Below are 25,724 nucleotides of genomic sequence, written 5' to 3'. Positions count from 1 at the left end.
CACATCGCGTGCTGTCGGCTAGCCTGTGGCACTGCTGAACATCAACTTGGATGGGCAGGCCATGATTCCCCTCTCGCGCGCGGTCCTACCTGCTGTTTTGCTGCTGTTGGCAGGAGTGAGCGGATGCGACGTCGGAAATTCGTCCGATGACCCGCTCACGATTGGTTTCGTCGCCCAGAACAACAGCCGCGACTTCTCCAGGGAGATGAGCGAGGGCTTCCGGGCGGGCGCGGCCATCGCGGGCGGGGTGAAGGCCGAGGTCGTCGGCCCGGACACGCACGACGGACTCAAGCAGGTCGAACTGCTGCGCGACCTCGCCACGCGGGCCAAGGGCGGGATCGGGCTGTCCGCGGTGGCACCGGAGCTGGTGGCCGAGCCGATGGCCCAGGTCGTCGGGCAGGGCATCCCGCTGATCGCGGTCGCGGGCGGCCAGGTCGCGCCGGGCACCGGGGTCAAGCTGATGATCGAGAACGACACCTGGGAGATGGGCAGGCTCCTCGCGGACGCCGCCGCCGACCGGTTGCCGCCCGACGCCGCCGGCAAGATCGTCATCGGCAGCAACTCGCCCGGCATGCCCGCGCTCGACCAGCGCGGCGCCGGACTGCGGGCGCGGCTGGTCGAACGACTGCCGAAGCTGCAGGTCATCGGCCCGCTCGACACCGGCCGGGACGCGACGGCGAACCTCGCGACCTGGCAGCGGCTAGCGGACGCGAACGCCGACGCGCTGGCGTTGCTCGGCACCGGTGACATCGACGCGATCAACCTTGCCGCAGTGCACGCGGCGAAGGGCGGCAAGTGGCTGGCGGCGGGGTTCAGCCTGGACCCCAAGGCGTTGCAGGGCGTAAAGGAGGGCCACCTGTTCGCCACGGTGTCGGCGGAACACTTCCTGAAGGGCGCGGTGGCCGGGTGGTTCCTCGCCGAACACGCCAAGCACGGCAGGAAGCTGCCGGAGGGCTGGTTCGTCGCGCCGAGCCTCGTCGTCGAATCGTCCAACGTGGACGACATCATCCGTCGCCAATCGAGTGAGGCGAACCGGCTCGACGCCGCGCGTCCGGGAATGGACGAACTGACCTCGGCCCCTGAGCGGTACCTGCGTCCGCTGGACCAGGCAAGGTAGGAGGCGTCCTGTCCCTGCCTTGGAGGACGCATGATCAACCGACGAACACTCACAAAATCCTTAGGCGCCGCAATAGCTTTGTCGGCCACGTCCGGTGTCACCGCCGCCGCCGAACCCGACCAGCGTCGCGGCCGCTACCTGATCCGGGGTGGCGCGGTCGTCACCGTCGACCAGACGCTCGGGGTGCTGCCCCGCGCGGACGTCCTCGTCGACAACGGCAAGATCGAGGCTGTCGGGCGTGACCTGAACGCCCGCGGCGCGAAGATCGTCGACGCGACCGACATGATCGTCATGCCCGGCTTCGTCAACACCCACCACCACATGTGGAGTGCGCTGGGCCGCAACTTCGTGGCCGACGGCTTCCCGTACTTCGCGGCCAAGCGGGCGACGTCCACGCTGTACGACGCGAAGGACGTCTACCGCAGTGTGCTGCTGGGGTTGGCGGAACTGGCGAACGCAGGTGTGACCACGGTGCACAACTGGTCGAACAACACCCGCTCACCCGCCCACGCCGACGCTGAGCTGCGCGCCCACCGCGACGGCCTGCTGCGTGCCCGGTTCTCCTACGGTCACGTGGACCAGATGCCGCGCGACGTACCGATGGACCTGACGGACGTGGATCGCGTGCGGCAGCAGTACTTCGCGGGCGGCACGGCGTTCGACGGGCTGGTGCACCTCGGCATCAACCTGCGCGGGTTGTCGCAGAGCGCCGAGCCGGCGTTCGTCGCGGACATGGAGGCCGCCCTGCAGCGCGGCCTGCCGGTCGCGATCCACGCGGGTCAGGCGCCACCGCGGATCGTGGACGCCGCCGACTACGAACGACGCGGGTGGCTCGGGCCGAAAACGTTGCTGTGCCACTACATGACCGCACTGGACAGCGACATGGAGATCCTGGCGCGGACCGGCACGCCGTTGAGCTGGTCGCCGCATTCGGAATTCCGGCTGGGCGTGGGAGACAAGCAGGACACCTTGCTGCGGTTCCGCAGAGCCGGCGTGCTGGTGTCGCTGTCCTCGGACGCCACGTCCATCGCGCCGTCGGACATGTTCGAGACGATGCGGCTGGTGCCGGAGGCCGGTTTCCAGGGCGCGCTGGCGATGGCGACCATCAACGGCGCCCACGCCCTGGGGCTCGGCGCACTCACCGGGTCGATCACCCCCGGCAAGCGCGCGGACCTGATCCTGGTGCGCACCAACGACATCAACCTCGCGCCGGGCGGCCTGTTCGAGACCACGCTCGTGCAAGCGGCCACTCCGGCCAACGTCGACACGGTGTTCTCGGACGGCCGGATCATCAAGCGCGGCGGCCGGTTGGCGGGGTTCGACGTCGACCGGATCGTGCGTGATGCGAAGACTTCCTCACTGCGCATCCGCACCGCGGCAGGCGGGATCCTGACGCCACCCGCGAACTGAGACCGGTGCGGTGCTCGGCGTTCAGCGACCGACGTCGAGCACCGCTCGGGCGAACGCCTCCGGCGCCTCCTGCGGCACGTTGTGCCCGATGTCCTTGAGGATCCGGTGCTCGTACGGCCCGCTGAACTGCTTGCGGTAGCCCGCGCCGTCCGCGTTCGGCCCGTCGAAGTCGCTGGCGATCGTGATCGTCGGAACGCTGATCACCGGCTTGGCCTGCAGCTTGCGCTCGAGCGCGTCGTACCGGTGCTCACCCTTTGCGAGCTGGAGCCGCCAGCGGTAGTTGTGGATGACGATCGCGACGTGGTCGGGGTTGTTCCAGGCCGTGGCGCTCTGGCCGTACGTCTTCTCGTCGAAGTCCCACTTGGGCGAGGCGATCTTCCAGATCAGCTTGTTGAACTCGTAGGCGTTCTGCGTGTAGCCCTTCACGCCGCGCTCGGTGGCGAAGTAGTACTGGTACCACCAGCCGAGCTCGGCCTGCGGGCTCAGCGGCTCCTGGTTCGCCTTGAGGTTGACGATCAGGTACCCACTCACCGATACAAGGGCTTTGACCCGCTCCGGCCAGAGCGCCGCGGTGATGCACGCCGTCCGCGCGCCCCAGTCGAACCCCGCGATGGTGGCCTTGCGGATCTTGAGGGCGTCCATGAACGCGATCACGTCCGCGGCGATCGCGGACTGCTGGCCGTTGCGCATCGTGTGCGCGTGCAGGAACCGCGTGGAGCCGTAGCCGCGCAGGTACGGGACGAGCACGCGGTGGCCCTTGGCGGCGAGGGCGGGGGCGACGTCGACGTAGCTGTGGATGTCGTACGGCCAGCCGTGCAGCAGGATCGTGACCGGGCCGTCGGCGGGGCCTAGCTCGGCGTATCCGATGTTCAGCAGTCCGGCCCTGACCTGCTTGATCGGGCCCCAGGCCGGTGCGGTGGCCGCTGTGGCGGTCGCTGTCGAGGTCGCGGTGACGAGCGGGGTCGCCAGGCCGGCCGCCGCCAGTACCTGCGAGAACTGTCGCCTGCTGATCATTCTTCGGACCGTAGGGGTTGGCGGTTGGGGCTCGCGAGCGTCAGGTGACGGCGTTGACGTACGTCATTGCTCGCCGTGGTGCCTGCGCCCGCCACCCGGCCGCGGCGGCGTACGTCACTGCTCGCTGTGGTGCCCGCCCCGTCACTCGGCTGCGGCGGCGTACCTCATTGCTCGCCGCCGTGCCCGCTCCCGTCACCCGGCCGCGGCGGCATACGTCATCGCTCGCCGCCGTGCCCGCGCCCGTCACCCGGCCGCGGCGGCATACGTCATCGCTCGCCGCCGTGCCCCGCCCCGTCACCCGGCCGCGTACTCCACGAGTGCCTGCTTGAGCTCGGCCCGCGCCGTCACCCCGAGCTTCGGGAAGATCCGGTGCAGGTGCGTGCTGACCGTCCGGTGCGACAGGTGCAGCCGCTCCCCGATCTCCCGGTTCGTCAGCCCGTCCGCCGCCATCCGCGCGATGGTCAGCTCGTGCTCGGTCAGCTCCCCGTTGCCGCCGCGCGACTCCCCCGACGCCCGCAACTCCTCGCGAGCCCGTTCCGCCCAGTCCTTCGTGCCGAACGCCTCGAACGCCTCCGCCGCAGCCTTGAGATGGGGCCGCGCATGCGTGGCCCGCCGCTGCCGGCGCAACCACGCCCCGAACGCCACCTGCACCCGCGCCCGTTCCCACGGCGAACTCTCGGCATCGAGCGCGGCCAGGAACAACGCCTCGGCCTGGTCATCCCTGGCCAGCAACGCCCGCGCGTACCTCAGTCCCGTGGCGAGCGCCGGCGAATCGGTGGCGGCGTTCAGTTCCTCCACGATCTTGCCTGCCTCGTCGGCGTTGCCGCTGCGGGTCGCCGCCTCGACCAGCTCCGGCAGCACGTACCGGCGCAGCGCGAGCTGGTACGCCGGGTCTGCCGGGTCGTGGATGCGCCTGATGGCCGCGTAGGCGTCCGCGTACCGGCCTTCGCCGAGTGCGGCGAGCCCGCGCGCGAGCTGGACGGTGGCCAGCACGGGCCGGGCCCCTGCGGCTAGGCCGATCCGTTCGGCCTCGGCGGCCAGTTCGGCGGCGTTGTCGTGGTCGCCGCGCAGGGCCGCGATCTCGGCGAGTACGGCCGCGGCCAGGCCGTGCATGAAGGGCTGCCGGGTTTCTTCGGCCAGCCTGGCGGCTTCCTGGGCGGCGGGTTCGGCGGTGGCGATGTCACCGAGGCGGGTGCGGCTCCAGCCCTCGACGGCGAGGGCTCTGGCGAGGAGACCGAACTGGCCTTGGGCGCGGAAACTTCGTTGCGCGGCAACGGAGAACCGCACGGACTCGGCGAAGGCGCCCACCTGGAGGGCGGCGCTGCCGAGCAGGCGAAGGGTGGCGGGGTCGCAAGCGGGATTGCTGGCGGGGCCGCTGGCGGAGTCGCCGTCGGGATCGCTGGCGGGGCCGCTGGCGGAGTCGCTGGCGGGATCGCTGGCGGAGTCGCCGTCGGGGCCGCTGGCGGGCGGCCCAGCCGGGGCGTCGAGCGGGCAGGAGGCAGGGCCGGTCCCGCCGGCAGCACCGGCCAGGCCGCCGCGCTCACCCAGACCGGTCCGCGCCGCGCGCAGCCCGGCCACCACCGCGTTCCCCTGCTCCACCGGACTCACGTACGCGGCCATCGCGAGCATCCGCGGGTCACCGGCGTCGATCGGCAACCGGCGCGCGACCGAGCTGATCCGCTCCCGGACCGCGGCTCCCGGCTCCACCCAGAAGCACCTCATCGCGACGCTCCAGAAGATCCGCATCCCGAGCTCGACCTCGCCGTCGGCCACCACGGCCTCGGCCAGCGCCGCCAGTTCACCGGGTCCCGCGGCGCCCTCGCTGACCCCGTCGTCGAACGCAGTCGGCAGCCACGTCACCAACGCCTGTTCGCGCCGCGTGAGGTCCAACCCGCGGACCTCCAGCAGGATCCGCTCCACCTCGGCGCGCCGCCCGGCTTCCGCCGCCAGCTCGGCCGCCCGCAGCAACCTCCGCGCCCGCTGTGAACCGGCGCCCAGGCACGCGGCCCGTTCCAGCGCGCTCACCGCGGCCGCCGCACCGCCACGACGCAAAGCGCGCGAGGCCGTCTGTTCCAGCAGCGCGGCTACGTCCTCGTCGGTACCGGCAGCGGCACCGGCCAGGTGCCAGGCCCGCCGATCGGGCTCCTCCGACACCTCAGCCAGCCGAAGGTGGGCATCCCGGCGTTCCGCAGCCTCCGCGGCCCGCACCAGAGCCGACCTGATCAACGGATGCCGGAACCCGCCGTTCCCGTCGACCAGCCTGGCCTCGACGGCGGGCGCCAGATCCACGTCGGCCGCCCCGCCGAGGGCAAGGTCCAGGAGCGCCGTCCGCACCTCGGCGGGCAACGCAGCAGCCCGCGCCGCGAACGTCTCCACCAAGGACCCGCCGCCGAACGGTAGTTCGGTGAGCGCCAACGGGTTCCCGGCCGCCTCGGCCAGCACCCACTCGCGGCGTTCGCGGGACAACGATGGCGCGACCTCGGACAGCAGCACCGCGGCGGCGGACGGCCCCAGAGGTTCCAGGCACAGCACGGGCACGCCCGCGAACACCGGAGTTCGCGCGGTCACCACGACCGGGGCCCGGCGCGCCACGAACCCGAGGACGTCCTGGCTCGCCTGGTCCAGCCAGTGCGCGTCGTCCACCAGGACCACTGCACCGCGCAGCAGCTCCAAAGCAGCCAACCCGACGAGCTGCAACGGCGGCGCGGGCCCGTCGGACAGTCCGAAGACGACCGACAGCGCCTCGCGCCGCACAGAAGACAACCCGGGCAGATCAGCGAGCAACGGGTGCAGGACCTGGTGCAGGCCCGCGTACGGCAGGTGTTGCTCCGCCTCCACGCCCACGACCAGCGGCCCGGACAGGGACCGGAGCAGCGCGGACTTGCCCACGCCGGGCTCGCCCACGATCTGCAGCGAACCGGCCGCGGCCAGCCGTTCCAGTTCTCGCTCCCGCCCGACCAGCTGCACCCGCGCGACACCCCGCTCGTTGATCCGGATGGACCAAGAGTGTCAGAAAGTCCAGACCGCCCGCTTGCCCGGACCCACGACCAGCGTGGAGTTGCCGAGCCGTTCCACGTGCTTGGCGACGGCGCAGTTCAGCTCGAACTCGACCCGCTTGAGGCCGGTCTGCCCCATCGGCACCTCGGAGAACCGAATGGTCGTGCCGCCGCGCGAAGCCTCCACGCCGCCAGACACGTTCCTCAGCTTGAACCCGCCGACGCGCAGCAACGGCATGGTGCTCGCGAGGTCCCTGGCCGTCACGGCGAGGTTGATGAAGGTGACGTCGCGCATCAACCGGTCCTGGTACCGCTCTGGCAGGTACCGCAGGCGGCTGACGTCTCCGGGGAACTGGGCCGGTCCCGTCTTGCCGCGCGGGTCGGCGAAGTACTCGTCGCGGTACTCCATCACCCACGCGCCGAACCGGTCGTAGCTGTCGGCGAGGTACACCGCGTCGAACCACGGCACGGGCTTGTGGTCGCCGAAGTCGCGGGTCTGCAGGAACTCGTGAGGTGTCTGGCCGGCGGCAGTCAGCCGGGACTTCACCGTCTCGATGTCACCATCGCGCTCGGTCGAGAGCCCGAGGCCGGCCGCGCCGAGCTCGCCGTCCTGGCCGCCGACGTCACCGATGCCGAAGATCTCCAGGTACGTCTCGCGCCCGCGCAGGTACCGGCCGGTCCAGACCTCACCACCGGCGCCGGTCGTCGTGCGGACCTCGAAGTCCGCGAACTCCTTCAGGTACGCGGAATGTTCGATCGCGTCCGCAGTCTCGCGGTCGAGCGTTCCCCATGCGTGGTTGTAGTACAACAACTGCCGTTCCCCTGCCTGCGCCGGTCCTGCGGCCGCCACCGCGAGCAGGAGAGCCAAGATCGTGCACACCGTCCGTCGGATCCCCATGATTCGATCGTAGGACCAGGGCGCTCAAGCCGGACTCAAGTCAGCCGAGGGAGATCTAGTGTTCGATCGTCGGCCGGTTCTCACCACACTGCTCCAGGCCGCCACCGCCGGCCGCGACCTGCTGGACGACACGATCCGCAAGCTCACACCGGCCGCCGTGACCGAGATCGTGCTCGCCGAGATCGGCAAGGTCGAGCACGACGTCCGGCTGGACCTGCACTTCGACGGCGAGACCACCAGCCACCTGCAGACGGCCGCGGAGCTGGTGATCACGCTCAGCCTCGCCGACGCGGTCCGCGGCCTCTACGGCACCGACGAACGGCCGTGGCCGAGCCTCGCGGTCCGCACCCCGGCCGATGAGGACACGACCGACCCCAGAGCGTGGTTCGGCCGGAGGCACGGCATCGGACAAGCGGTCGACGCGGTGCTGTCAGCACTCAAGCCCGCCGAAGCCGACCTCGGCTCGCTCTCCGTGGCGCTCGGTTCGGACAAGTGGGGCGACCTGCACTGGTACACGCAACACTACGAGCGCCACTTCGCCCGGCTGCGCACCGAACCGGTGCGGCTGCTGGAGATCGGCATCGGCGGCTATGACGATCCGGACCGCGGCGGCGGCTCGTTGCGGATGTGGCAGCGGTACTTCCGGCGCGGCCTGGTGCACGGTCTCGACATCACGCCCAAGACCGTCACCGGCCCGCGGATCACGACGATCCAGGGCGACCAGTCCGATGCCGAGTTCCTCGACCGGCTGGGCAGGGAACTCGGCCCGTTCGACGTGATCATCGACGACGGCAGCCACCTCAACGACCACGTGCAGATCTCCTTCCACGCACTGTTCCCGCACGTCCGGCCCGGCGGGCTCTACGTGGTCGAGGACCTGCAGACCGCATACTGGCCGCGGTGGGGCGGGCATCCCTCGGCTGCGGACGGCACCTCGATGGGCATGTTGAAGTCCTTTGTAGACGGACTCAACCAGGCCGAGGTCCGCGATCCGCGCGGCGAAGGTTCCTACGTCGAGCGCAACATCAGCGGGATCTCGTTCCACCACAACATCGCATTCGTCGAGAAGGGGCTCAACGCCGAGGAGGGCGGGCCGGAATTCCTCCGCACCCTGTTCTAGATCTTGATCTCCACCTTGCTGGAGCTATTAGCGTCGGCCAGGTCGAGGTGATCGAGGCGAGGATGTGGTCGTGGTGCGTGCTGTTCGAGTACACGAGTTCGGTGGGCCTGAGGTGCTCGTCGCGGAGGAGATCGCGGAGCCGGTCGCCGGTCCGGGGCAGGTCGTGGTCGGGCTGAACGTCGCCGACGTGATCTTCCTCGACACGCTGCTGCGCAGCGGCTGGGGCAGCGAGTTCTTCCCTCACCAACTTCCTTACGTGCCAGGCGGAGGCGGCGCGGGACAGGTGCTGTCGGTGGGCGAGGGCGTGGACCCGGCCTGGCTCGGACGTCACGTCGCCGGCCGCGGGTCCGGGGGCTACGCGGAGCGGATGGTCCTGCCGGCCGCGGAGATCGTCGCGGTGCCGGACGGACTGGGCTCGGCCGAGGCGACGGCCGTGGTGCACGACGGGGTCACGGCCGTGAGCCTCGCCCGTCAGGCGAAGATCGGGCAGGGCGAGTGGGTGCTGATAGCGGCGGCCACCGGCGGGGCGGGTTCCCTGCTGGTGCAACTGGTGCGCGACGCCGGCGCACGGGTCGTCGCCGCGGCTCGAGGTGAGCGCAAACTCGCGCTGGCCCGCGACCTGGGCGCGGAGGTGGCCGTCGACTACTCGCTCGACGGCTGGCAGGACCAGGTCCGGAACGCCGTCGGCGGCGGCGTCGACCTGGCCTTCGACGGCGCGGGAGGACCGCTCGGCAAGGCCGTGTTCGAGACCGTGGCCAGCGGCGGCCGCTTCGTCACCTACGGCACCTCGGACGGGTTCACCGACATCGATCCTGCGGTGGCGAAGCAGCGGCAGGTCGACGTGCACAACGCGTTGGGGGCCGGACCTCTCGACCCGGCGACCGTGCACGAACTCCTCACGGAGGCGCTCGCCCTCACCGCTCAGGACCGGATCCGCCCGGTCATCGGCGCGACGTACCCGTTGGCCCAGGCCGAGAAGGCCCACCGGTCGCTCGAAGAACGCACCACGCTGGGCAAGTCGTTGCTGGTGATCTGAGATCCCGCCGCGGAGCAGGTGCGTGTCTTGTGAAGGCAGCCGGCTCATCTCGGGCGGCGTACCGGAATCAGGTGGTTTCAGAACGGTGGCAGGTCGCCGAGGACTGGTTCGGGGTCGCGTCGGTAGGTCCTTCCTGCTGGGCTGCGGAAGCAGAACGTGCCGGGTGTCGGCTGGGTGACTTCCCAGGCGGTGCGGTGCTTGACCCGGTGGTGTCGTTTGCAGAAGGGGCCCATGTTGGCTTCGGAGGTGTCGCCGAGTGGGAACGGCTCGGTGTGGTCCAGCTCGGACTTCTGGGCCGGGCGCATGCAGCCAGGGTGGCGGCAGGTGCGGTCGCGGGCCCAGATGAACCTGCGCAGCGCCTTCGGCGGCCGGTAGGTGCTGGTGCCGAACTCCAACGCCGCCCCAGTCACCGGCTCGGTCAACAGCCGTCGCCACGTCGAATCCCCCGCCAACTCACGCGCCAGGTCGGCGGTGATCGGGCCATATCCGGCGAGTTCACCGGGCTGTTCGGACAGGCCCATCACCGTCGCGGCGGAGATGGCGACGTACAGCTCGACCTTCACCGCGCTGGCCCCGTCCGGAGTCGCCAGCAGCAGGTCGGCGAACACGTCGGCGCGGATCTGGTCCAGCGTCCGAGGATCGGCCGGCGTCTTCACCTGACGAGCGATCGCGTCGACACGGGCGTAGCAGGCCGTGGCCAGGTGCGCGGGCAGGAACGCCCACACCCGTGCCACGTCATCCTCGAGCGCGTCGATTCCCATGCACCGCTGGGCTTTGCGCTGCTCGGCCCGCTCCCTCTGCCCCTCCGGATCGACCCGCATCACCACACGGTTGGTGAGCTGACGCATCTGCGCACCGGTCAGATCCGGCGCCTTCGCCAGCACCCGCTCCTCAACCTGCGCCGCCAAATCGGCGGTCAGCGGCATCGTTTTGTCGTAGAGCACGCGGGCCTTGTAGAAGTCGATCTCACCCTTCTCCAGGGCATCCAACGTCGAAGGCAGCTTGCTGGCGAGGTCCAGGGCCATCGCCACCTGATCCGCGGTCCAGCGTGACGTCCACCGCATCGCAGCAGCGATCTCGGCATCGAAAAACTCTTCACCCTCACACGCGATGGCGTAATCGGCGAGGGCACGCATGAGCTGCGCTTGGTGACAGGCGATCTGTTTGTCGTGATATGAGAGAGCGTCCAGGAACTCGATGACTTCCACATCACGAGCCTATTACGGTCGCGAAGATTGAATTACCAAACAGCACCACACGATCAGGTGAACCCGCAGGTCAAGCCCGCCATGTCATATGGCTCGTGCGTGTTCTTCTCTCTAGACACAACCACTAGCAACCACCTACGCAACCGGCACCCGAACTATGCAAATGGACCACGCCCCGCAACCGCCCACGCAACGCAACCACAGAAATTCGTTCCGGCACACGCCCGACGAAGGAGGGCATGTGCCGGCTCGCCGCAGGCGAAAACACTCAGACCAGGCGAGCCATCCGATCCCAAGCAGGCGACGAGGCCCCGGCAGCCTCCATAGCCAACCGGGCAACCTCCGGATCCCCCACCGGCAGATCAGCAGGCCGTCCAACAAACCAAGCCGCAGCCCGCGCCGCCAACCCAGGCAACCGAGGATCATCCGCCGCCCACTCGAACGCCGCATCGTACGAAAGATAAATCGCCCGAAACTCAGGATCAGCAAGCGCCGAAGTCTTGTCGTCCAACCAAACCTGCGCCGCCACAGGAGCAACCGTCTGCATGAGCATCCAGACGTCCCGCTCAATCCGGATGCCCCGCTCGCTGACACCGATGTCCCGCAACAGATCCAGCAACGCAGCAGCTTCCGACGACACGAACAACCCATTGCCCGCACGCAACCGCCCAACCCGTTCCCGAGCCAGCCGGATCTCCTCCGAGCGCCGCCGAAGCGCCTCGTCGATCTCAACGATCGACGAGGCGAACTCTTCTTCCCCCGCACCAAGCAGCTCCCGAACCCGAGCGAGCGGCACCCCGGCCTCAGCGAGCGTGCGGATCTTGACCAGGTCGATCGCGTCCTGCGCGGTGTAGCGCCGGTACCCGGAGGCGTCGCGCTGCGGCTCCACCAGCAGCCCGACCTTGTGGTAGTGCCGCACCGCCTTGATCGTCACGCCCGCGTACCGGGCGAGCTGGCCGATCGTGATCATCGCGCCATCATCGCACTCGGCCGAACATCCGACCGGCGAGATCGACCCCGACGATCGCTCCGTCAGCGTCCCGCGTGAAGAACCCGCGCTGTCCGGTGAATGCGCCACTGGTGATCACGTACTCGTCCGAATTCAACAGCCCCATCGGGAACGGCGCGTGGTCGGCCGGCAGTTCCATCTCCGCGGACTCCCTGATCTCCGGCCGGATCAGCACTTCCAGCACCAGGCCGTCACCGGCATCAAGAATGGTCATCACCATTGCATCGTTGTCGTAGGCGCCCGCGACCTCCGCAGCAGCAGAAGCGTTGTACGGCAACGGCTCGGGGTCACGGTCCAGCACTCCGAGGTAATCCTCCAACGCACGCCGCACCACCGCCTGGTTGAACGGAATGCCGTCCGGCCCCTGGTTCGCGACCGAGACCACCGCGAAGTTCCGCGATGGCACGATCAGCAGCTCGGCGAACTGCCCGTTGGACGAACCGCCGTGCCCGATCGTCCGCACGCCGTCGATCTCGCGCAGGAACCAGCCGACCCCGATGGCGTCACCGAGGTTGCTGCCGCGCAACAACGCCGTCGGCCTCCGCATCTCGGCGAGGTCCGCGCCATCCCCAAGGTGGAACCGGGCCCACGCCAACAGATCCGCGATGGAGGCAGCGATCCCACCGCCGGGGTTGTTGGCGCGCCAATGCCGCCACGGCCGGGAGATCGTCAGCTCCTGCCCCTTGTCGTGGCCCACCGCGAACCGGCGCGTCATCACCGCGTCCCGGTCGAAGTGCGTGTTGCCCAGGCCGAGCGGTTCGAGCAGCAACGTCATGATCGCCTGTTCGTAGGTCTGCCCGGTGACGTTCTCGATGATCCGGCCGGCCAGGTTGAAGCCGGACTGGCTGTAGGAGGGCCTCTCCCCGACCGCCCCGATCAGCTTCAGCGTCGCGAGCTCGTCGACGTGCCTGGCAAGCGCGTCGTCGCCCTCGCCGGTGTCGACCATCGTGCCCCAGTCGAGCCCGGACGTGTGGTTGAGCAGCTGGCGAACGGTGAACTCGCGGTCGTCCAGCAACCGGAGTTCCGGCACGTACTCGCGCACCGGTGCGTCCAGCGAGACACGGCCATCGGCGACCAGGCGCATGATCGCGGTCGCGGTGTAGGTCTTGGTGACCGAGCCGAGCAGGAAGAGCGTGTCCTCGTTGACCGGCAACGGGTTCTCGATGCTCGTCACGCCGTGGCAGAAGAAGTGCTCCTGCCCGTCGTGGAAGACGCCCACGGCGGCGCCGGGGATGTCGAAGTGGCGGGCGGTTTCAGAAACGAAGTTGTCCATGCCGAGGACTCTCCAACCTTGACCCTAGGGCAAGGTCAACCCAGGTGGTCGAGAACCCACATCACGCCCCGCGCGGCCGACCTGACCCGCGGATCGGGGTCGGCGAGCAGCGGACGAACGTGCTCGGCGCCCGCGGAGTCGCGCAGGCGGCCGAACGCCTCCACGGCACGGGTCCGCACCATCGGGTCGGTGTGCCTGGTCCCGTCGACCAGGAGGCCGCGGTGCCACTCCGGCTTGTGGCCGAGCACCCACATGTACGCCCGCTCGACGTGCGGGTCACTCGACCAAACCCCCCGCTGATCGCCTTCGATGCGCACCAGGCCCCGCCCCGCCGCGTGGCGAACCGCCCTGTCGTAGTGGTTCACGAACAGGTGCCACAGCGTCGGCAACGCGCGAGGATCGCCGATGCGGGCCAGTGCGCCCGCCGCCGCGGCCGCGTGCCGGGTGTCGCTGAGGCGGATCAGCATCGTCACCGCGCGACCGTCCGCATGCCGGGCGAGCACTGTTGCCGCCCTGTCACGCACCCGAACATCCGGATCGTCACAAGCCGCCATCGCCACTTCGATCACGTCCGCGCCCCCGGTCCTGCTGAGCGCCTGCAAGGCTTCGGCACGCACGTCCGCGCCGTCATGCCCGAGCAACCACACCAGCGTCGGCCCCGCTTCGGCGGAACCGATGCAGCCCAGAGCCTGGATCGTCGGAATCGGGACCTCCGCGACGCGCACGCTCTCGCACAGCGGCCCGACCGCTTCGGTGGCCCGCAACGAGGCCAGCGCGACGGGCGCCTCGTGCCACCAGTCGGGATCGGACAACGCCGCGATCAGCCGAGGAGTCACGCTCGCCGCGTTCCGGTGCAACCAGGCCCGGTCGTGGCGCCACGGCAGGTCGTACAGATCAAAGGCCAACTCCTGCAACAGGGCTTCCGCGTCAGGTCCCCCGATCGCCGCCAACCGTTGCTTCACGGCACCCCGAACAAACAGCCACTCGGGCTCCGGCCTGGCCACAACCGTGCGCAGCAGCTCGATCTCGCGCTGATCACCCTCACCACTCAGAACGCTGATCGCTGCGCCGGCGGCGTAGATTCCCCCGTCGGCCACCTTGCGCAGCAGGCGTTCCCTGTCCAGGAGACCTGCTCCGCGAGCCGCCAGCACCGCCATCTGGGCCTCCCAGTCGTCGTCGGAGTCCCACCACTGTTCGGCCAGCTCAGCCATCCCCGGGGTGTTCAGGTCGTTCGGCTCGCCGAGCAGCTTGCTGATCGCCCACTGGAGCCGGTAGTCGCGCGTCTCCTGATACTCGGCGACCAACTCCGGCAGCGTGCGCACATCCGGCGGCTCCTCGGGCGTGGGCGACACATCGCGCTGGTCCGTCCACAGCGCTTCACGCACCAGCTCCACGCAGACCTTGACTCTGGCAGGCGCCGAGCGTGACCTCGACCGGAACGCCTCCACCACCTGGAGAACCCGCGAGGAAACACCCTCACGCACCAGGTCCTCAACGGACACCGGAACGGCGTGCAACCACACCGCCTGCTGGGCCACCCAGTCGCCGCCCCGCTCCCCCACCGCGCGCGCGACCCGTTCCAGACGGTCCAGGAGCAGCTCACCGTTGTACAGCTGCCCCTGGTGCACCCGTCTAGCGATCCGGCGCGCTCTAGCGATCCCCATCCCTACATTGAACTCCGAAGATCTACGGAATCCAGTGATTTCCGGAGACCGTGATCATCACCTGGAGCTGGATGCTCGCCGAGAAGTAGCTGCTCCCATCGATCGGCGTCTGAATCATCTTGTTCCACAAGGAATCCAGCCACGCCTGACTACCGGGATCGGTCGCGGCCACCACCGCGAACGGCGCGAAGAACGCCGGCGCACTGCCTGCCGAGATCTGCGTCCCGTTGAGCTGATAACCCATACCGATGTTGCCCGGGTTGTTGCCCGCCTTGGCCTTCACCCACGTGTTGAGCTTGCGAGCCGCGTCAAGGGACCTGGAGTCACCGCTGGTCACCGCATCCGCACCGATCCGCCACGGCACCCGGCACGCGTTCCACCAGTACTTGCCGTCGTTCGGGTCCTCCAGCACCTGACCGGCCGGCGGCCGCGGCGAGGAGTTCGTGTTCTCCACGAAGTCCGGCAGCAACCCGGTGCCGGGAGCGAAGTTCTGCTGCAACGACGTGATCAGGTTCTGGTGAGCGGTGCGGATCGTGTCCCACGCCGCGTCGCCCGTCGCCTTCCGGAACGCCCGGAAGTGGTCGATCATCCAGTCCGACGACCGCGAGAGGTAGTAGTACTGGTCGCCGGAACTGGTCCAGTCGCCCAGCTTGAGCAGGTTCGTCGACGGGTTGATCTCGCTGGCCTTGATCGCGTTGATGTGCCGGACCGCGAGCTGCTTGTAGTTGTGCGTGCCGGTGCTGCCCCACTGCCGGTCGGCGAGCAGCAGCCCGTACGCCACGTCCATGTCGCCGTCCGTCGCGCCGTCACCGCCGTTGACGCTGCGGCAGTTCACGTCCTGCTCGGCCGCGAGCAGGTCCGGGTTGATCGACGACGGGTGGTCGATCTTCCACTTCACCAGGCCGTCGAAGATCTTCCTGGCGTCCGGGTCCGCGCCCGCCATCGTGGCGGCCACGACCATGCCGTACCCCTGCGCCTCGGCGACGTACGGGTGGTCGGCGTCCGGCGAGATCACCTGGTACCAGCCGTTGCCGCAGTTCTGCCGCACGAACGCGGACTTCCAGCGCTGGTAGTAGTCCACCACCGCGGCGTCCACAGTGGACGTGCTGCCGGACGGCCGCAGCATGCCCGCCGCGTACGACTGCTGCCTGCTGCCGAACGGATAACCGACGCCGGGCACCGGCGGGGTACCACTGCCGACGCCGTAGACCTCGAACTCCCACAACGAATAGCCCCACGCCGTACCGCGCGCCGTACCGAGGACCCGCACGTAACGACCCGAGCCGGACACGGTCAGGTCGTCGACACCGCCGTCACCGGCACCGGTCGAGTACACGTCGGACCACGCGGAGCCGTCCGGAGAGGTCTGCACCTGGTAGGCCCTGCCGTACGCGGTCTCCCAGTTCAGCCGCACCCGGCTGATCGTGTGGGTCGAGCCGAGGTCGACCTGGATCCACTCCGGATCGTGTCCTTCCGCCGACGCCCACCGCGAAGACGCGCTGCCGTCCACGGCCTTCGCCGCCTCGAACCCGGCACCCTCGACGGAGGACGCCGTGACCGCCTTGCCTTGGGACACCAGCGGATCCGCCGCCGAAGCGCTGGTCGTCCCCACCACTAACAGGCCCAGTACGAGCCCCAACGCGCCGACCGCCGATCTCCTGCCCACGAACGCCTCCAGGAATTAGTTAACAAACCTGTCTATAGCGCGAGTGGTTGGCGACACTAAGCGGCGAACCGCCGTGGGACAAGAGGTACGAACCAGTCATCGAGCGCGAAAACGGTTACAGGTCTAGCACCAGACCTCGCGCACGGCCTCCAAGACGGTCGCCGCCTGCGCGTACCCCGCCTCTGCCGCGGGCTTGCGCCGCGCCGGATCCAGCAGGTTCGACCCGATCGCGGCCAGCGCCGAACTGTCCGGGCTCACCACGATCGACGGCACCCCCAGCCGCGCGACCTGCGCGCCAGGAGTCGCCACCGGACTCACCGAACGCGTCAACGGCGCCACGACCACCACGCGCGAGTACCCGGCGGCGAGGTCCGCGTTGGCGACCGACCGCATGCCGCCGTCCATGAAGCGGCGGCCGTTGATCGTGACCGGCGGCCACACCAGCGGTACCGCGCAGCTCGCGGCCACCGCGTCCACCAGCGGCACACCGCTGTCCCGGTCGAACGCCACGAACTTCCCGTCCGCGGTGTCCACCGCGGTCACCTTCAGCGCAGACTCCGGCCAGTCCTGAATGGACAGACGACTGCGAAACACCTCGCGCCGCGAGGCCTCGGACGGCGTGCGGGCACGCACCGCGGCACGCCCCAAACGTGCCCGCTTCTGCGCGGGAGTCCCTGGCATCACGTAGCTCAGCGCGTACCTGGCGATCATCATCCCGGTCAGGCGGGCCGGGATCTCCCCGTCCGGCGGCACGAGCTGGCTCGCGTACATCTCGGCCGTCGCCACACCGCCCGCCAACTGCGTGGCCACCACGGACCCGGCGGACGTCCCCACGAACAGATCCGCCTGCGCCAGGTCGACGCCCGCGTCCGCGAGTCCGTGCAGGATCCCTGCCTCCCAAGCGATTCCGGTGACTCCGCCGCCGCCCAGCACCAACGCTCGTTGTCCTGTCACAGCGGCCATCCTAGAGAGTGGGACGGCTTCCTGCTCCATGGTCGACCTTGGTAACCTCGACGGCGAAGCCGAGAAGCGCTGCAACGGGCTCACAACGCTCGCCACGCTCGGCCTCGTACCACCGAAACAAGGGCGCTTCCGACTTTTCGGGAGCGCGCATGGGTGGCCTCAACTCACTGCTGAACCAGCGGATCGCCGTGCTCGACGGCGCCTGGGGCACCATGTTCCAGGAGGCCAAGCTCTCCCCCTCCGACTACCACGGCACCGAGTTCGGCGACCACCACATGGACGTCGTCGGCGACCCGGACCTGCTCAACCTGACGCGCCCGGACCTGGTGCTCGACGTGCACCGGCAGTACCTCGCGGCGGGCGCGGACATCACGACCACCAACACGTTCACCGCCACCTCCATCGGCCAGGCCGACTACGGCCTCCAGGACCGCGTGCGCGAGATGAACATCGCCGGCGCCCGGATCGCCCGGCAGGCCGCGGACGAGCACCCGAACAAGTTCGTCGCCGGTTCGGTCGGACCGCTCAACGTCACGCTCAGCCTGTCGCCGAAGGTCGAGGACCCGGCGTTCCGCGCCGTCACGTTCGAGCAGGTCAAGGCCTCCTACGCGGAGCAGATCGCGGCGCTGCACGAGGGTGGCGTCGACCTGCTGCTGATCGAGACGATCTTCGACACGCTCAACGCCAAGGCCGCCATCACGGCCGCCCGCGAGGTCGCCCCCGACCTGCCGTTGTGGATCTCGGTGACGATCGTCGACCTGTCCGGCCGCACGCTGTCGGGCCAGACCGTCGAGGCGTTCTGGGACTCGGTGGCGCACGCGAAGCCGCTGGTCGTCGGCGTGAACTGCTCGCTGGGCGCCGAGGAGATGCGCCCGCACGTCACCGACCTCGCGCGGCTCGCCGACACCTACGTCGCGTGCCACCCGAACGCCGGCCTGCCCAACGCGTTCGGCGGCTACGACGAGACCCCGGACGAGACCGCGGCCCTGCTGAAGGACTTCGCCGGCAAGGGCATCGTCAACGTCGTCGGCGGCTGCTGCGGCACCTCCCCCGCGCACATCAAGGCCATCGCGGAAGCCGTCAGGACCGAGACGCCGCGTGTGGTCCCCCAACCCCGCAACACCACCAGGTACAGCGGCCTCGAGTCGTTCGAGATCGGCGCGGACACCGGCTTCGTGATGATCGGCGAGCGCACCAACGTGACGGGCTCGGCGAAGTTCCGCAGGCTGATCGAGGCCGACGACCACCAGGCCGCGCTCGCGGTGGCGCTGGACCAGGTCCGTGGTGGCGCGAACCTGCTGGACGTCAACATGGACGCCGATCTGCTCGACGGCGAGCAGGCGATGACGACGTTCCTCAACCTGATCGCGACCGAGCCGGAGATCGCCCGCATCCCGGTGATGATCGACAGCTCCCGCTGGGGCGTGCTACAGGCCGGTCTGCGCTGTGTGCAGGGCAAGGGCGTGGTCAACTCGATCAGCCTCAAGGAGGGCGAGGGCCCGTTCCTCCAGCAGGCGCGCACGATCCGCGACTACGGCGCCGGTGTCGTCGTGATGGCGTTCGACGAGCAGGGCCAGGCCGACACGGCCGACCGCAAGGTGGAGATCTGCGGCCGCGCCTACGACCTGCTCACGCAGCAGGTCGGCTTCCCGGCCGAGGACATCATCTTCGACCCGAACGTGCTGGCCGTCGCGACCGGCATCGAGGAGCACAACGGCTACGCCAAGGCGTTCATCGACGCCCTGCCGCGGATCAAGCAGCGATGTCCTGGCGTGCGCACCAGCGGTGGCATCTCGAACCTGTCGTTCTCCTTCCGCGGCAACGACGTGGTCCGCGAGGCCATGCACTCGGCGTTCCTGCTGCACGCCGTGCGCGCGGGCCTGGACATGGGCATCGTCAACGCCGGCCAGCTCGTCGTCTACCAGGACATCCCCGCCGACCTGCTCGAACTGGTCGAGGACGTCATCTTCGACCGCCGCGAGGACGCGACGGACCGCCTCGTCGCGCACGCCGACACCGTCAAGGGCCCCGGCAAGAAGCGCGTCGTCGACCTGTCGTGGCGCGAGGCCCCGGTCGGCAAGCGGCTCGAGCACGCGATCCTGCACGGCGTCGTCGACTTCATCGAGGACGACACCGAGGAGGCCCGCCAGGCTCTGCCGCGTCCGCTGGACGTGATCGAAGGTCCGCTGATGGACGGCATGAAGATCGTCGGCGACCTGTTCGGCGCGGGCAAGATGTTCCTGCCGCAGGTGGTGAAGAGCGCCCGCGTGATGAAGCGCGCGGTCGCCTACCTGGAGCCGTTCATGGACGCGGAGCCGAAGTCGCAGGCCGGCGGCAACGGCAAGGTCGTGCTCGCCACGGTGAAGGGCGACGTGCACGACATCGGCAAGAACATCGTCGGCGTCGTCCTGGGCTGCAACAACTACGAGGTGATCGACCTCGGCGTGATGGTCCCGGCGGCGAAGATCCTCGACACGGCGATCCGCGAGCACGCGGACGTGATCGGCCTGTCCGGGCTGATCACGCCGTCGCTGGACGAGATGGTCGCGGTCGGCGAGGAGATGCAGCGGCGTGGCATGAAGCTGCCGCTGCTGATCGGTGGCGCCACCACGTCGAAGCAGCACACCGCCGTGAAGATCGCCCCGGTCTACGACGAGCCGGTCGTGCACGTGCTCGACGCGTCCCGGGTCGTCGGCGTGGTGTCCGACCTGCTCGACGACCGGCGCGGGCACGAGCTGAACGTGGCGAACCGGATCGAGCAGGCGCGGTTGCGCGAACAGCACGAGAACCGCAAGAAGGTGCCGCTGCTCAAGCTCGAGGCCGCGCAGGCGAATCGCGAGCAGGTCGATTTCTCCGAATTGCCGACGCCCGCGTTCACCGGTACCCGCACGATGACGCCATCTCTGAGCGAACTGCGCGAGTTCATCGACTGGACGTTCCTGTTCCTCGCCTGGGAGCTCAAAGGCAAGTTCCCGGCGATCCTCGACCAGCCGGTGGCGCGCGAACTCTACGACGACGCGACCACGTTGCTCGACGAAATCATCGCCGGCGAACTCTTCCAGCCGATCGGTGTGTACGGATACTGGCCCGCGCATTCCGATGGTGACGACATCCTGCTGGACAACGGGGTGCGGATCCCGATGCTGCGCCAGCAGACCCAGAAGCCGCTGTCGCGCCCGAACCGGTGCCTGTCGGACTACGTGGCACCGGAAGGCGACCACATCGGCGGCTTCGCGGTGACGATCCTGGGTGCCGAGAAGCTGGCCGCGAAGTACGAGGCCAAGCACGACGACTACCGCGCCATCATGGTGAAGGCGCTGGCCGACCGGCTCGCCGAGGCGTTCGCCGAGTGGATCCACCTGCGGGCCCGCCGCGACTGGTTCGAGCCGGACGCCGAGCCGGTGCTGCAGGACCTGCACGCGGAACGGTTCCGCGGCATCCGGCCCGCGCTGGGCTACCCCGCCTGCCCTGACCACACCGTGAAGCGCGAGCTGTTCGACCTGCTCGGCGCCGAGGAACTCGGCATCGGCCTCACCGAGTCGTTCGCCATGAACCCGGCCGCGAGCGTGAGCGGCCTGATCTTCCAGCACCCGGAATCGAAGTACTTCACCGTCGGCAGGCTCGGCCGTGACCAGGTGGAGGACTACGCGGTCCGGCGCGGAATGCCGGTGGCCACCGTGGAGCAGTGGTTGCGTCCCAACCTCGGTTACGAACCTGCCTGATCCGCCCAGAACATGAAAGCGCTTCCCGGTTATGGGGAGCGTCATCCCGATTTGGCACCAAGCGATGTAGCATCGGCCGCTCTGGAGATCAATCACCCGTAGGTCGAGCGAGCCCGAGGTCATCTATGCGAGCTGCGGCGCTGGTGCTGGGTCTGTTGCTGTTATCGAGCTGCGGCGGCGCTGCCAAGTCGGATGCGCTGCCGCACGTCGGTTTCGTCGTCAAGCGCACCGGCGGTTCGTTCGCACAGGAGATGACCAGCGGGTTCCACGAGGGCGTCGGCCGCATCGGCGGCGTCAGCGCCACGGTCACCGGGCCGCCGGGGCAGGACGGGCACAAGGAAGTCGAGTTGTTCCGGGATTTGACGCTCGCCGCGAAAGGCGGAATCGCCGTCGCCACGAGCGAGCCGGCGCTGATGGCGCCGTCCATCGGCGAAGCGCTGAGTCAGCACGTGGCCGTCGTCGGCGTCGACATGCGGCTCACCGCGAGTTCCGGCGTGAAACTGTACATCGGTAACGACAACTACGAACTCGGCGAAAAGCTGGCTGACGAGTTGATGCGCCGAATGCCCCCGAACGCGACCGGAACAGTGGTTATCGGAAACACCTCGCCGGGACTCCCCGGGTTCGACGACCGGGCCGACGGGATTCGAGGGCGATTCGCCGAAAAGCTACCGGGAGTGGCGGTGCTGGGGCCGTTCGACACACAGCGCGACGACGAGGCGAACCTCGACGCGTGGCGTCGGCTCGTGGCAGCGAACCCGAACGCACTGGCGTTCGTTGGAACGGGCGACTGCGACGGGGTCAACCTCGCAGCGATCAGGACCGAGAAGTCGGCGAGGTGGCTGGTGGGCGGTTTCGGGGTCGACCCGAGAACGTTGCAGGCGGTGCGGGACGGCGCGATGGTGGCGACGATCTCGCCGGAGCACTACCTCAAGGGCGCCGTCGCGGGCTGGCTGCTCGCACGCCACGCGACCGGAGTTGCACCGTTGCCCAAGGGCTGGGTCGAGACACCGGGCCTGACGGTCACCACGGAGAACCTCGACTCGATCCTGCACCGGCAGGAGTCCGAGAAGGCGCGCAAGGAGTTCTTCCAGCCGCAGATCGACAGCTTCGTCGCGGATCCGCCGAGCTGGGTGCGACCGTTGGAGCAGGCACGGTGAAGCTTTGGGAAAGCCGCGCCACCGCACGGTTGGCGACGGCAGGGCTGACGGTCGGGCTGCTGGCCCTGGCGGGACTGGCGCTGTGGAGCAGCGTCAGCGCGCAGACCACGACCGCACAGGTCCGCGAGCTGAACGAGACCAGCGAGCGGTGGAGCCGCGTGCTGGAGCACATCAACGTCGCCGACAACGCGTTGCGCGACATCCAGCGGGCGCGGACCGAGCGGACCATCGAGCCGATGCAGAACTCGGTGGGCTCGGCACGCGGTGAGCTGGAGTGGTTGCGCACCAGCGGCACGGCGTCGGACAAGGTGGCAGCGGCCAAGTACCTGCCGCTGTACGACCAGTCCACGGACATGCTGCGCAAGGTGATCGCCGCCGAGGACCCGCTGCAGGCCGACCAGGCCGGGTTCGCGCACTCGTCGTTGCGCCGCCAGATCACCTCGACGATCGGCGCCAAGCGACTCGACGCCACCGAGTACCTGCGCGCGGCCGACGAGAAGAACGCGAGCCTGCGGGCCGCGCAGATCGTGGCGTTCACGGTGGACGCGTTCCTGGTGGGACTGTTCGGCATGGTGCTGCTCGGCCACCGCCGCAAGATCCTGCGCCAGGCCGCGAAGAACGAGCACGAGGCGCACCACGACGCGTTGACGGGTCTGGCGAACCGGACGCTGCTCGCGCGCCGGATGGAAGTGGCCGTCACCAAGGCGCGCAAGAAGGACGAGCCGCTGGCGTTGCTGATCGTGGACCTCGACCGGTTCAAGGAGGTCAACGACTCCCTCGGGCACCACTCCGGCGACCTGCTGCTGCGCCAGGTGGCGAATCGCCTGTCCTGGGCGGTGCGGGACACGGATCTGGTGGCACGACTGGGCGGCGACGAGTTCGCGGTGCTGCTGCCCGGTGTCGGCTCGGCGGAGAACGCCAGCATGGTCGCGGACAAGATCCTCGAGGCGCTGGCGATGCCGGTCACGCTGGAGGGTCTGGAACTGGAGATCGCGGGCAGCATCGGCGTCGCGCTGTGCCCGTCCGACTCCGGTGACGGCCACGAGCTGTTGCGGCACGCGGACATCGCGATGTACGCGGCCAAGCGGGAGAAGTCCGGTGTGGCCGTCTACGACGCACGCCTGCACGAACGCGGCGCCGCGCACCTGACCGCGGTAACGGAGCTGCGGCACGCGATCGACCGCGGCGAGCTCTTCCTGCACTACCAGCCCAAAGCGCTGGCCGACACGGGCGCGGTGTGCGGTGTCGAGGCGCTGGCCCGCTGGCAGCACCCGACGCGCGGGCTCGTGCGGCCCGACGAGTTCATCCCGATCGCCGAGGAGAACGGGCTCATCGAGCCGTTGACCCGCTACGTGATCGACGCGGCGTTGCGGCAGTGCCGCACGTGGCAGGACGCCGGCTGGGAGGTCCCGGTCTCGGTGAACGTGGGCGCGGCCTGCCTGCACCACACCGAGTTCCCCGGCGACGTGGCCGACCTGATCAAGCGCCACGGCCTGCCGGCACGCCTGCTGACGCTGGAGATCACCGAGTCGGCGATCATCTCGGACCCGGACCGCGCGGTGGACGTGTTGCGTGGCTTGACCGAGCTCGGCGTGCGACTGTCCATCGACGACTTCGGCACCGGCTACTCGTCGATCTCCTACCTGCGCAGCATGCGGGTGCACGAGATGAAGCTGGACCGGTCGTTCGTCACGCACATGTGCACTGACGCCGGTGACAGCGCGATCGTGCACGCGCTGGTGGCCCTGGCCCGCAACTTCGGCCTGCAGGCCGTCGCGGAGGGCGTGGAGGACCAGGACACCTGGACCGCGCTGGCCGAGGCCGGCTGCGACGTGGTGCAGGGGTACTTCCTCAGCGAGCCGTTGCCCGCCGAGGAAGTCGTTGCCTGGCTAGGAGATCGCGCCGTCGCTCACGCCTGATAGGGCTCGTTGGCCCGCCACTGGTCGATGAACGGCTTCATGAACTCGACCATGGCGGGCAACTGGTCCGCGCACGCGAGGTAAGCGATCACCCTGATCGCACCGACGGCGTTGACGAACCGGAGCACGTCCGGGTCGAGTTCCCGCAGGCCGTTCTTCGCCGCGCCGCGGTTGTAGGCGGCTTCGAGATCGGGGCCGAGCGCGGCCAGGTCCCACTCGACCGGGCCGAACGTGATCATCTCGAAGTCGGAGAACAGCGGGCCCTCGGTACCGGCGAAGATGTTCGCGGGCGGCGAGTCGCCGTGGATGGGCTGCAGTTCCACGCCGGGGAAGGCCTTCTCGAAGGCGTCGCGGTCGCGGACGAGCGGCTCCAGCACCTGCCACTCTTCCCTGGCCCTGGCGAGGTCTTCGGGGGCGACGATGTCCGGGTGCTGTTCGAGCCTGGTGAGGGCCTGGCGCACGAACTCGGGTTCCGCTGACGACAGGAAGTCCAGCTCGCCGGGGTACGGCTTGAGCGCGGCGTGGAGGTCGGCCGTGAGCTCGGAGTTCTTGACGTAGTCCGGTTCCGCGCTCTTGTCCTCTTCGGTGAACGGCCAGAACGTGATCGAGAAGCCGTCCTTCTGGTGTGGCCTGCGCGGCACGAGATCGCTCGGTGCGATCACCGGGGTGCCCTGGTCGGCGAGCCACTGGGCCACGTCGAGTTCCTGTTGCTGGCGGCGGGCCAGGTCTTGCAGGGTCGTCGTGTGCGGCAGGACGGTGGGGATGCGGGCGACGACCGGTGAAGGCGCCAGATGCACCACCACCGAGAACAGCTCGTAGAGCACCTTGCCTTCGGTGATCTCGAGTCCGAGGTCGCGACCTGCTGCCACCGCAGCGTCTCTGGCGGCGGCGGTGCGGCCGGCGATGGCTTCGGGGGTCGCGAAGTCTGTCATGGCACGATCGTGTCACAACCCCTGCCGGCGACGCAGATCATTTACCGCCGTCCGCCTGCCGCTCGCGGAAGGCGATCATGTTCATCCGGTTGCCGCACCGCACGCTGCAGAACCGCTTGAGGGCGTTGCGCGACAGGTCCAGCAGCAGGCCCTCGCAGTCGTCGGCCGCGCAGATCCGCAGGCGGTCCATCTCGTTCATCCGGATCACGTCGATGAGGGCGAGCGCGGCCTCCACCCGGAGCCGTTCGGCGAGCGGGGAGCCGGGCTCGGTCGCGTGCATGTGCCAGTCGAGCGAGTCGTGCCGGACGAGGTACGGCAGCGCCTTGGCGTCGCGGAGCATCTTGTTGACGACCTCGACCGCGTCGTCACGGCCGAGGGTCCACACGTGCCTGAGCAGCGCACGCGTGCGCTGGACATCGCGCAGTTCCGCCTCGTTGTGGTCGACGCGCCCCGTGAAGGCATAGCGACCCAGCAGAGCCCCGAGCTGGTCGACCGTGGCCAGTTCGTCGGTGCCGCTGCGCGACGCCGAGGGGTCGGTGTTGCACAGGACCACGACGAAGACGAGCGACTCCTCTGTGTCAGGGGCAAAACGCAAGTTGACTCCTTACCGAGACCGG

Annotated in this window: 18 protein-coding genes and 1 riboswitch; of the genes, 7 read left to right on the top strand and 11 right to left on the bottom strand. The window is 69.2% G+C overall.

The genetic code is table 11. The annotated features are described in order from the left end of the window. Positions 1 to 61 precede the first annotated feature (61 nt). Together ACIA8G_RS08815 and ACIA8G_RS08810 are read left to right on the top strand one after the other, a co-directional pair. Positions 62 to 1,117, top strand: a complete 1,056-nt coding sequence (locus tag ACIA8G_RS08815; protein ID WP_396417761.1) for a sugar ABC transporter substrate-binding protein — start codon at positions 62 to 64, stop codon at positions 1,115 to 1,117. A gap of 30 nt (positions 1,118 to 1,147) precedes the next feature. After that, positions 1,148 to 2,527 (top strand): amidohydrolase family protein, encoded by a 1,380-nt coding sequence (locus ACIA8G_RS08810; protein WP_396417760.1) that lies wholly within the window; start codon positions 1,148 to 1,150, stop codon positions 2,525 to 2,527. Positions 2,528 to 2,548: 21 nt separating this feature from the next. On the opposite strand, the gene ACIA8G_RS08805 is transcribed toward ACIA8G_RS08810, so the two are convergent. From ACIA8G_RS08805 to ACIA8G_RS08795, 3 genes are all read right to left on the bottom strand, one after another. Further along, positions 2,549 to 3,541: an alpha/beta fold hydrolase gene (locus ACIA8G_RS08805; protein ID WP_396417759.1), complete on the bottom strand. Its 993-nt coding sequence runs from the start codon at positions 3,539 to 3,541 to the stop codon at positions 2,549 to 2,551. A 294-nt stretch (positions 3,542 to 3,835) separates the two neighbouring features. Beyond that, positions 3,836 to 6,508 carry a LuxR C-terminal-related transcriptional regulator gene (locus ACIA8G_RS08800; protein ID WP_396417758.1) on the bottom strand — a complete coding sequence of 891 codons (2,673 nt, stop codon included), beginning with the start codon at positions 6,506 to 6,508 and terminating at the stop codon, positions 3,836 to 3,838. Between the two features lie 42 nt (positions 6,509 to 6,550). Beyond that, positions 6,551 to 7,435: a DUF5829 family protein gene (locus tag ACIA8G_RS08795; protein ID WP_396417757.1), complete on the bottom strand. Its 885-nt coding sequence runs from the start codon at positions 7,433 to 7,435 to the stop codon at positions 6,551 to 6,553. 58 nt (positions 7,436 to 7,493) lie between these two features. Between ACIA8G_RS08795 and ACIA8G_RS08790 the strand changes: the two genes are divergently transcribed. Both ACIA8G_RS08790 and ACIA8G_RS08785 read left to right on the top strand, forming a co-directional pair. Beyond that, complete coding sequence (locus tag ACIA8G_RS08790; protein ID WP_396417756.1) at positions 7,494 to 8,555, top strand: class I SAM-dependent methyltransferase; 1,062 nt, start codon at positions 7,494 to 7,496, stop codon at positions 8,553 to 8,555. A gap of 70 nt (positions 8,556 to 8,625) precedes the next feature. After that, on the top strand, positions 8,626 to 9,591 hold the full coding sequence (locus ACIA8G_RS08785) for a zinc-binding dehydrogenase (protein ID WP_396417755.1): 966 nt from the start codon (positions 8,626 to 8,628) through the stop codon (positions 9,589 to 9,591). Between the two features lie 77 nt (positions 9,592 to 9,668). On the opposite strand, the gene ACIA8G_RS08780 is transcribed toward ACIA8G_RS08785, so the two are convergent. From ACIA8G_RS08780 to ACIA8G_RS08755, 6 genes are all read right to left on the bottom strand, one after another. Then, positions 9,669 to 10,799, bottom strand: coding sequence for a DUF222 domain-containing protein (locus ACIA8G_RS08780; RefSeq protein ID WP_396417754.1), 1,131 nt, complete (start codon positions 10,797 to 10,799; stop codon positions 9,669 to 9,671). Positions 10,800 to 11,067: 268 nt separating this feature from the next. Continuing rightward, a complete protein-coding gene (locus tag ACIA8G_RS08775) occupies positions 11,068 to 11,769 on the bottom strand; it encodes a MerR family transcriptional regulator (protein WP_396417753.1) in 702 nt (233 codons plus the stop codon). 7 nt (positions 11,770 to 11,776) lie between these two features. Further along, positions 11,777 to 13,081 (bottom strand): serine hydrolase domain-containing protein, encoded by a 1,305-nt coding sequence (locus ACIA8G_RS08770; RefSeq protein ID WP_396417752.1) that lies wholly within the window; start codon positions 13,079 to 13,081, stop codon positions 11,777 to 11,779. A 35-nt stretch (positions 13,082 to 13,116) separates the two neighbouring features. Continuing rightward, positions 13,117 to 14,745: a HEAT repeat domain-containing protein gene (locus ACIA8G_RS08765; RefSeq protein WP_396417751.1), complete on the bottom strand. Its 1,629-nt coding sequence runs from the start codon at positions 14,743 to 14,745 to the stop codon at positions 13,117 to 13,119. Positions 14,746 to 14,767: 22 nt separating this feature from the next. Continuing rightward, the gene (locus tag ACIA8G_RS08760) at positions 14,768 to 16,411 is read right to left on the bottom strand and encodes a glycosyl hydrolase family 8 (protein WP_396417750.1); all 1,644 of its coding nucleotides are present in this window, start codon (positions 16,409 to 16,411) and stop codon (positions 14,768 to 14,770) included. A 123-nt stretch (positions 16,412 to 16,534) separates the two neighbouring features. Beyond that, on the bottom strand, positions 16,535 to 17,365 hold the full coding sequence (locus ACIA8G_RS08755) for a patatin-like phospholipase family protein (protein WP_396417749.1): 831 nt from the start codon (positions 17,363 to 17,365) through the stop codon (positions 16,535 to 16,537). A 64-nt stretch (positions 17,366 to 17,429) separates the two neighbouring features. Next, positions 17,430 to 17,510, top strand: a riboswitch (S-adenosyl-L-homocysteine riboswitch). Between the two features lie 13 nt (positions 17,511 to 17,523). Between ACIA8G_RS08755 and metH the strand changes: the two genes are divergently transcribed. The 3 genes from metH (at position 17,524) to ACIA8G_RS08740 (ending at position 24,175) form a co-directional block, all read left to right on the top strand. Then, positions 17,524 to 21,096 (top strand): methionine synthase, encoded by a 3,573-nt coding sequence (gene metH, locus ACIA8G_RS08750; RefSeq protein ID WP_396417748.1) that lies wholly within the window; start codon positions 17,524 to 17,526, stop codon positions 21,094 to 21,096. A 125-nt stretch (positions 21,097 to 21,221) separates the two neighbouring features. After that, positions 21,222 to 22,256: a sugar ABC transporter substrate-binding protein gene (locus ACIA8G_RS08745; RefSeq protein WP_396417747.1), complete on the top strand. Its 1,035-nt coding sequence runs from the start codon at positions 21,222 to 21,224 to the stop codon at positions 22,254 to 22,256. Beyond that, the gene (locus tag ACIA8G_RS08740) at positions 22,253 to 24,175 is read left to right on the top strand and encodes a putative bifunctional diguanylate cyclase/phosphodiesterase (protein WP_396417746.1); all 1,923 of its coding nucleotides are present in this window, start codon (positions 22,253 to 22,255) and stop codon (positions 24,173 to 24,175) included. The genes ACIA8G_RS08745 and ACIA8G_RS08740 overlap by 4 nt, the downstream gene beginning before the upstream one ends. On the opposite strand, the gene ACIA8G_RS08735 is transcribed toward ACIA8G_RS08740, so the two are convergent. Both ACIA8G_RS08735 and ACIA8G_RS08730 read right to left on the bottom strand, forming a co-directional pair. Beyond that, positions 24,166 to 25,107, bottom strand: coding sequence for a phosphotransferase (locus ACIA8G_RS08735; protein ID WP_396417745.1), 942 nt, complete (start codon positions 25,105 to 25,107; stop codon positions 24,166 to 24,168). The genes ACIA8G_RS08740 and ACIA8G_RS08735 overlap by 10 nt on opposite strands. A 37-nt stretch (positions 25,108 to 25,144) precedes the next feature. Then, positions 25,145 to 25,702: a CGNR zinc finger domain-containing protein gene (locus ACIA8G_RS08730; protein ID WP_396417744.1), complete on the bottom strand. Its 558-nt coding sequence runs from the start codon at positions 25,700 to 25,702 to the stop codon at positions 25,145 to 25,147. Positions 25,703 to 25,724 lie beyond the last annotated feature (22 nt).

Origin of the sequence: Lentzea sp. NPDC051213 (genome assembly GCF_044455585.1) — a bacterium.
Lineage (GTDB): Bacteria > Actinomycetota > Actinomycetes > Mycobacteriales > Pseudonocardiaceae > Lentzea.
Note: the sequence above shows the minus strand (reverse complement) of the source record. Positions and strands in the feature narration are given on the sequence as shown.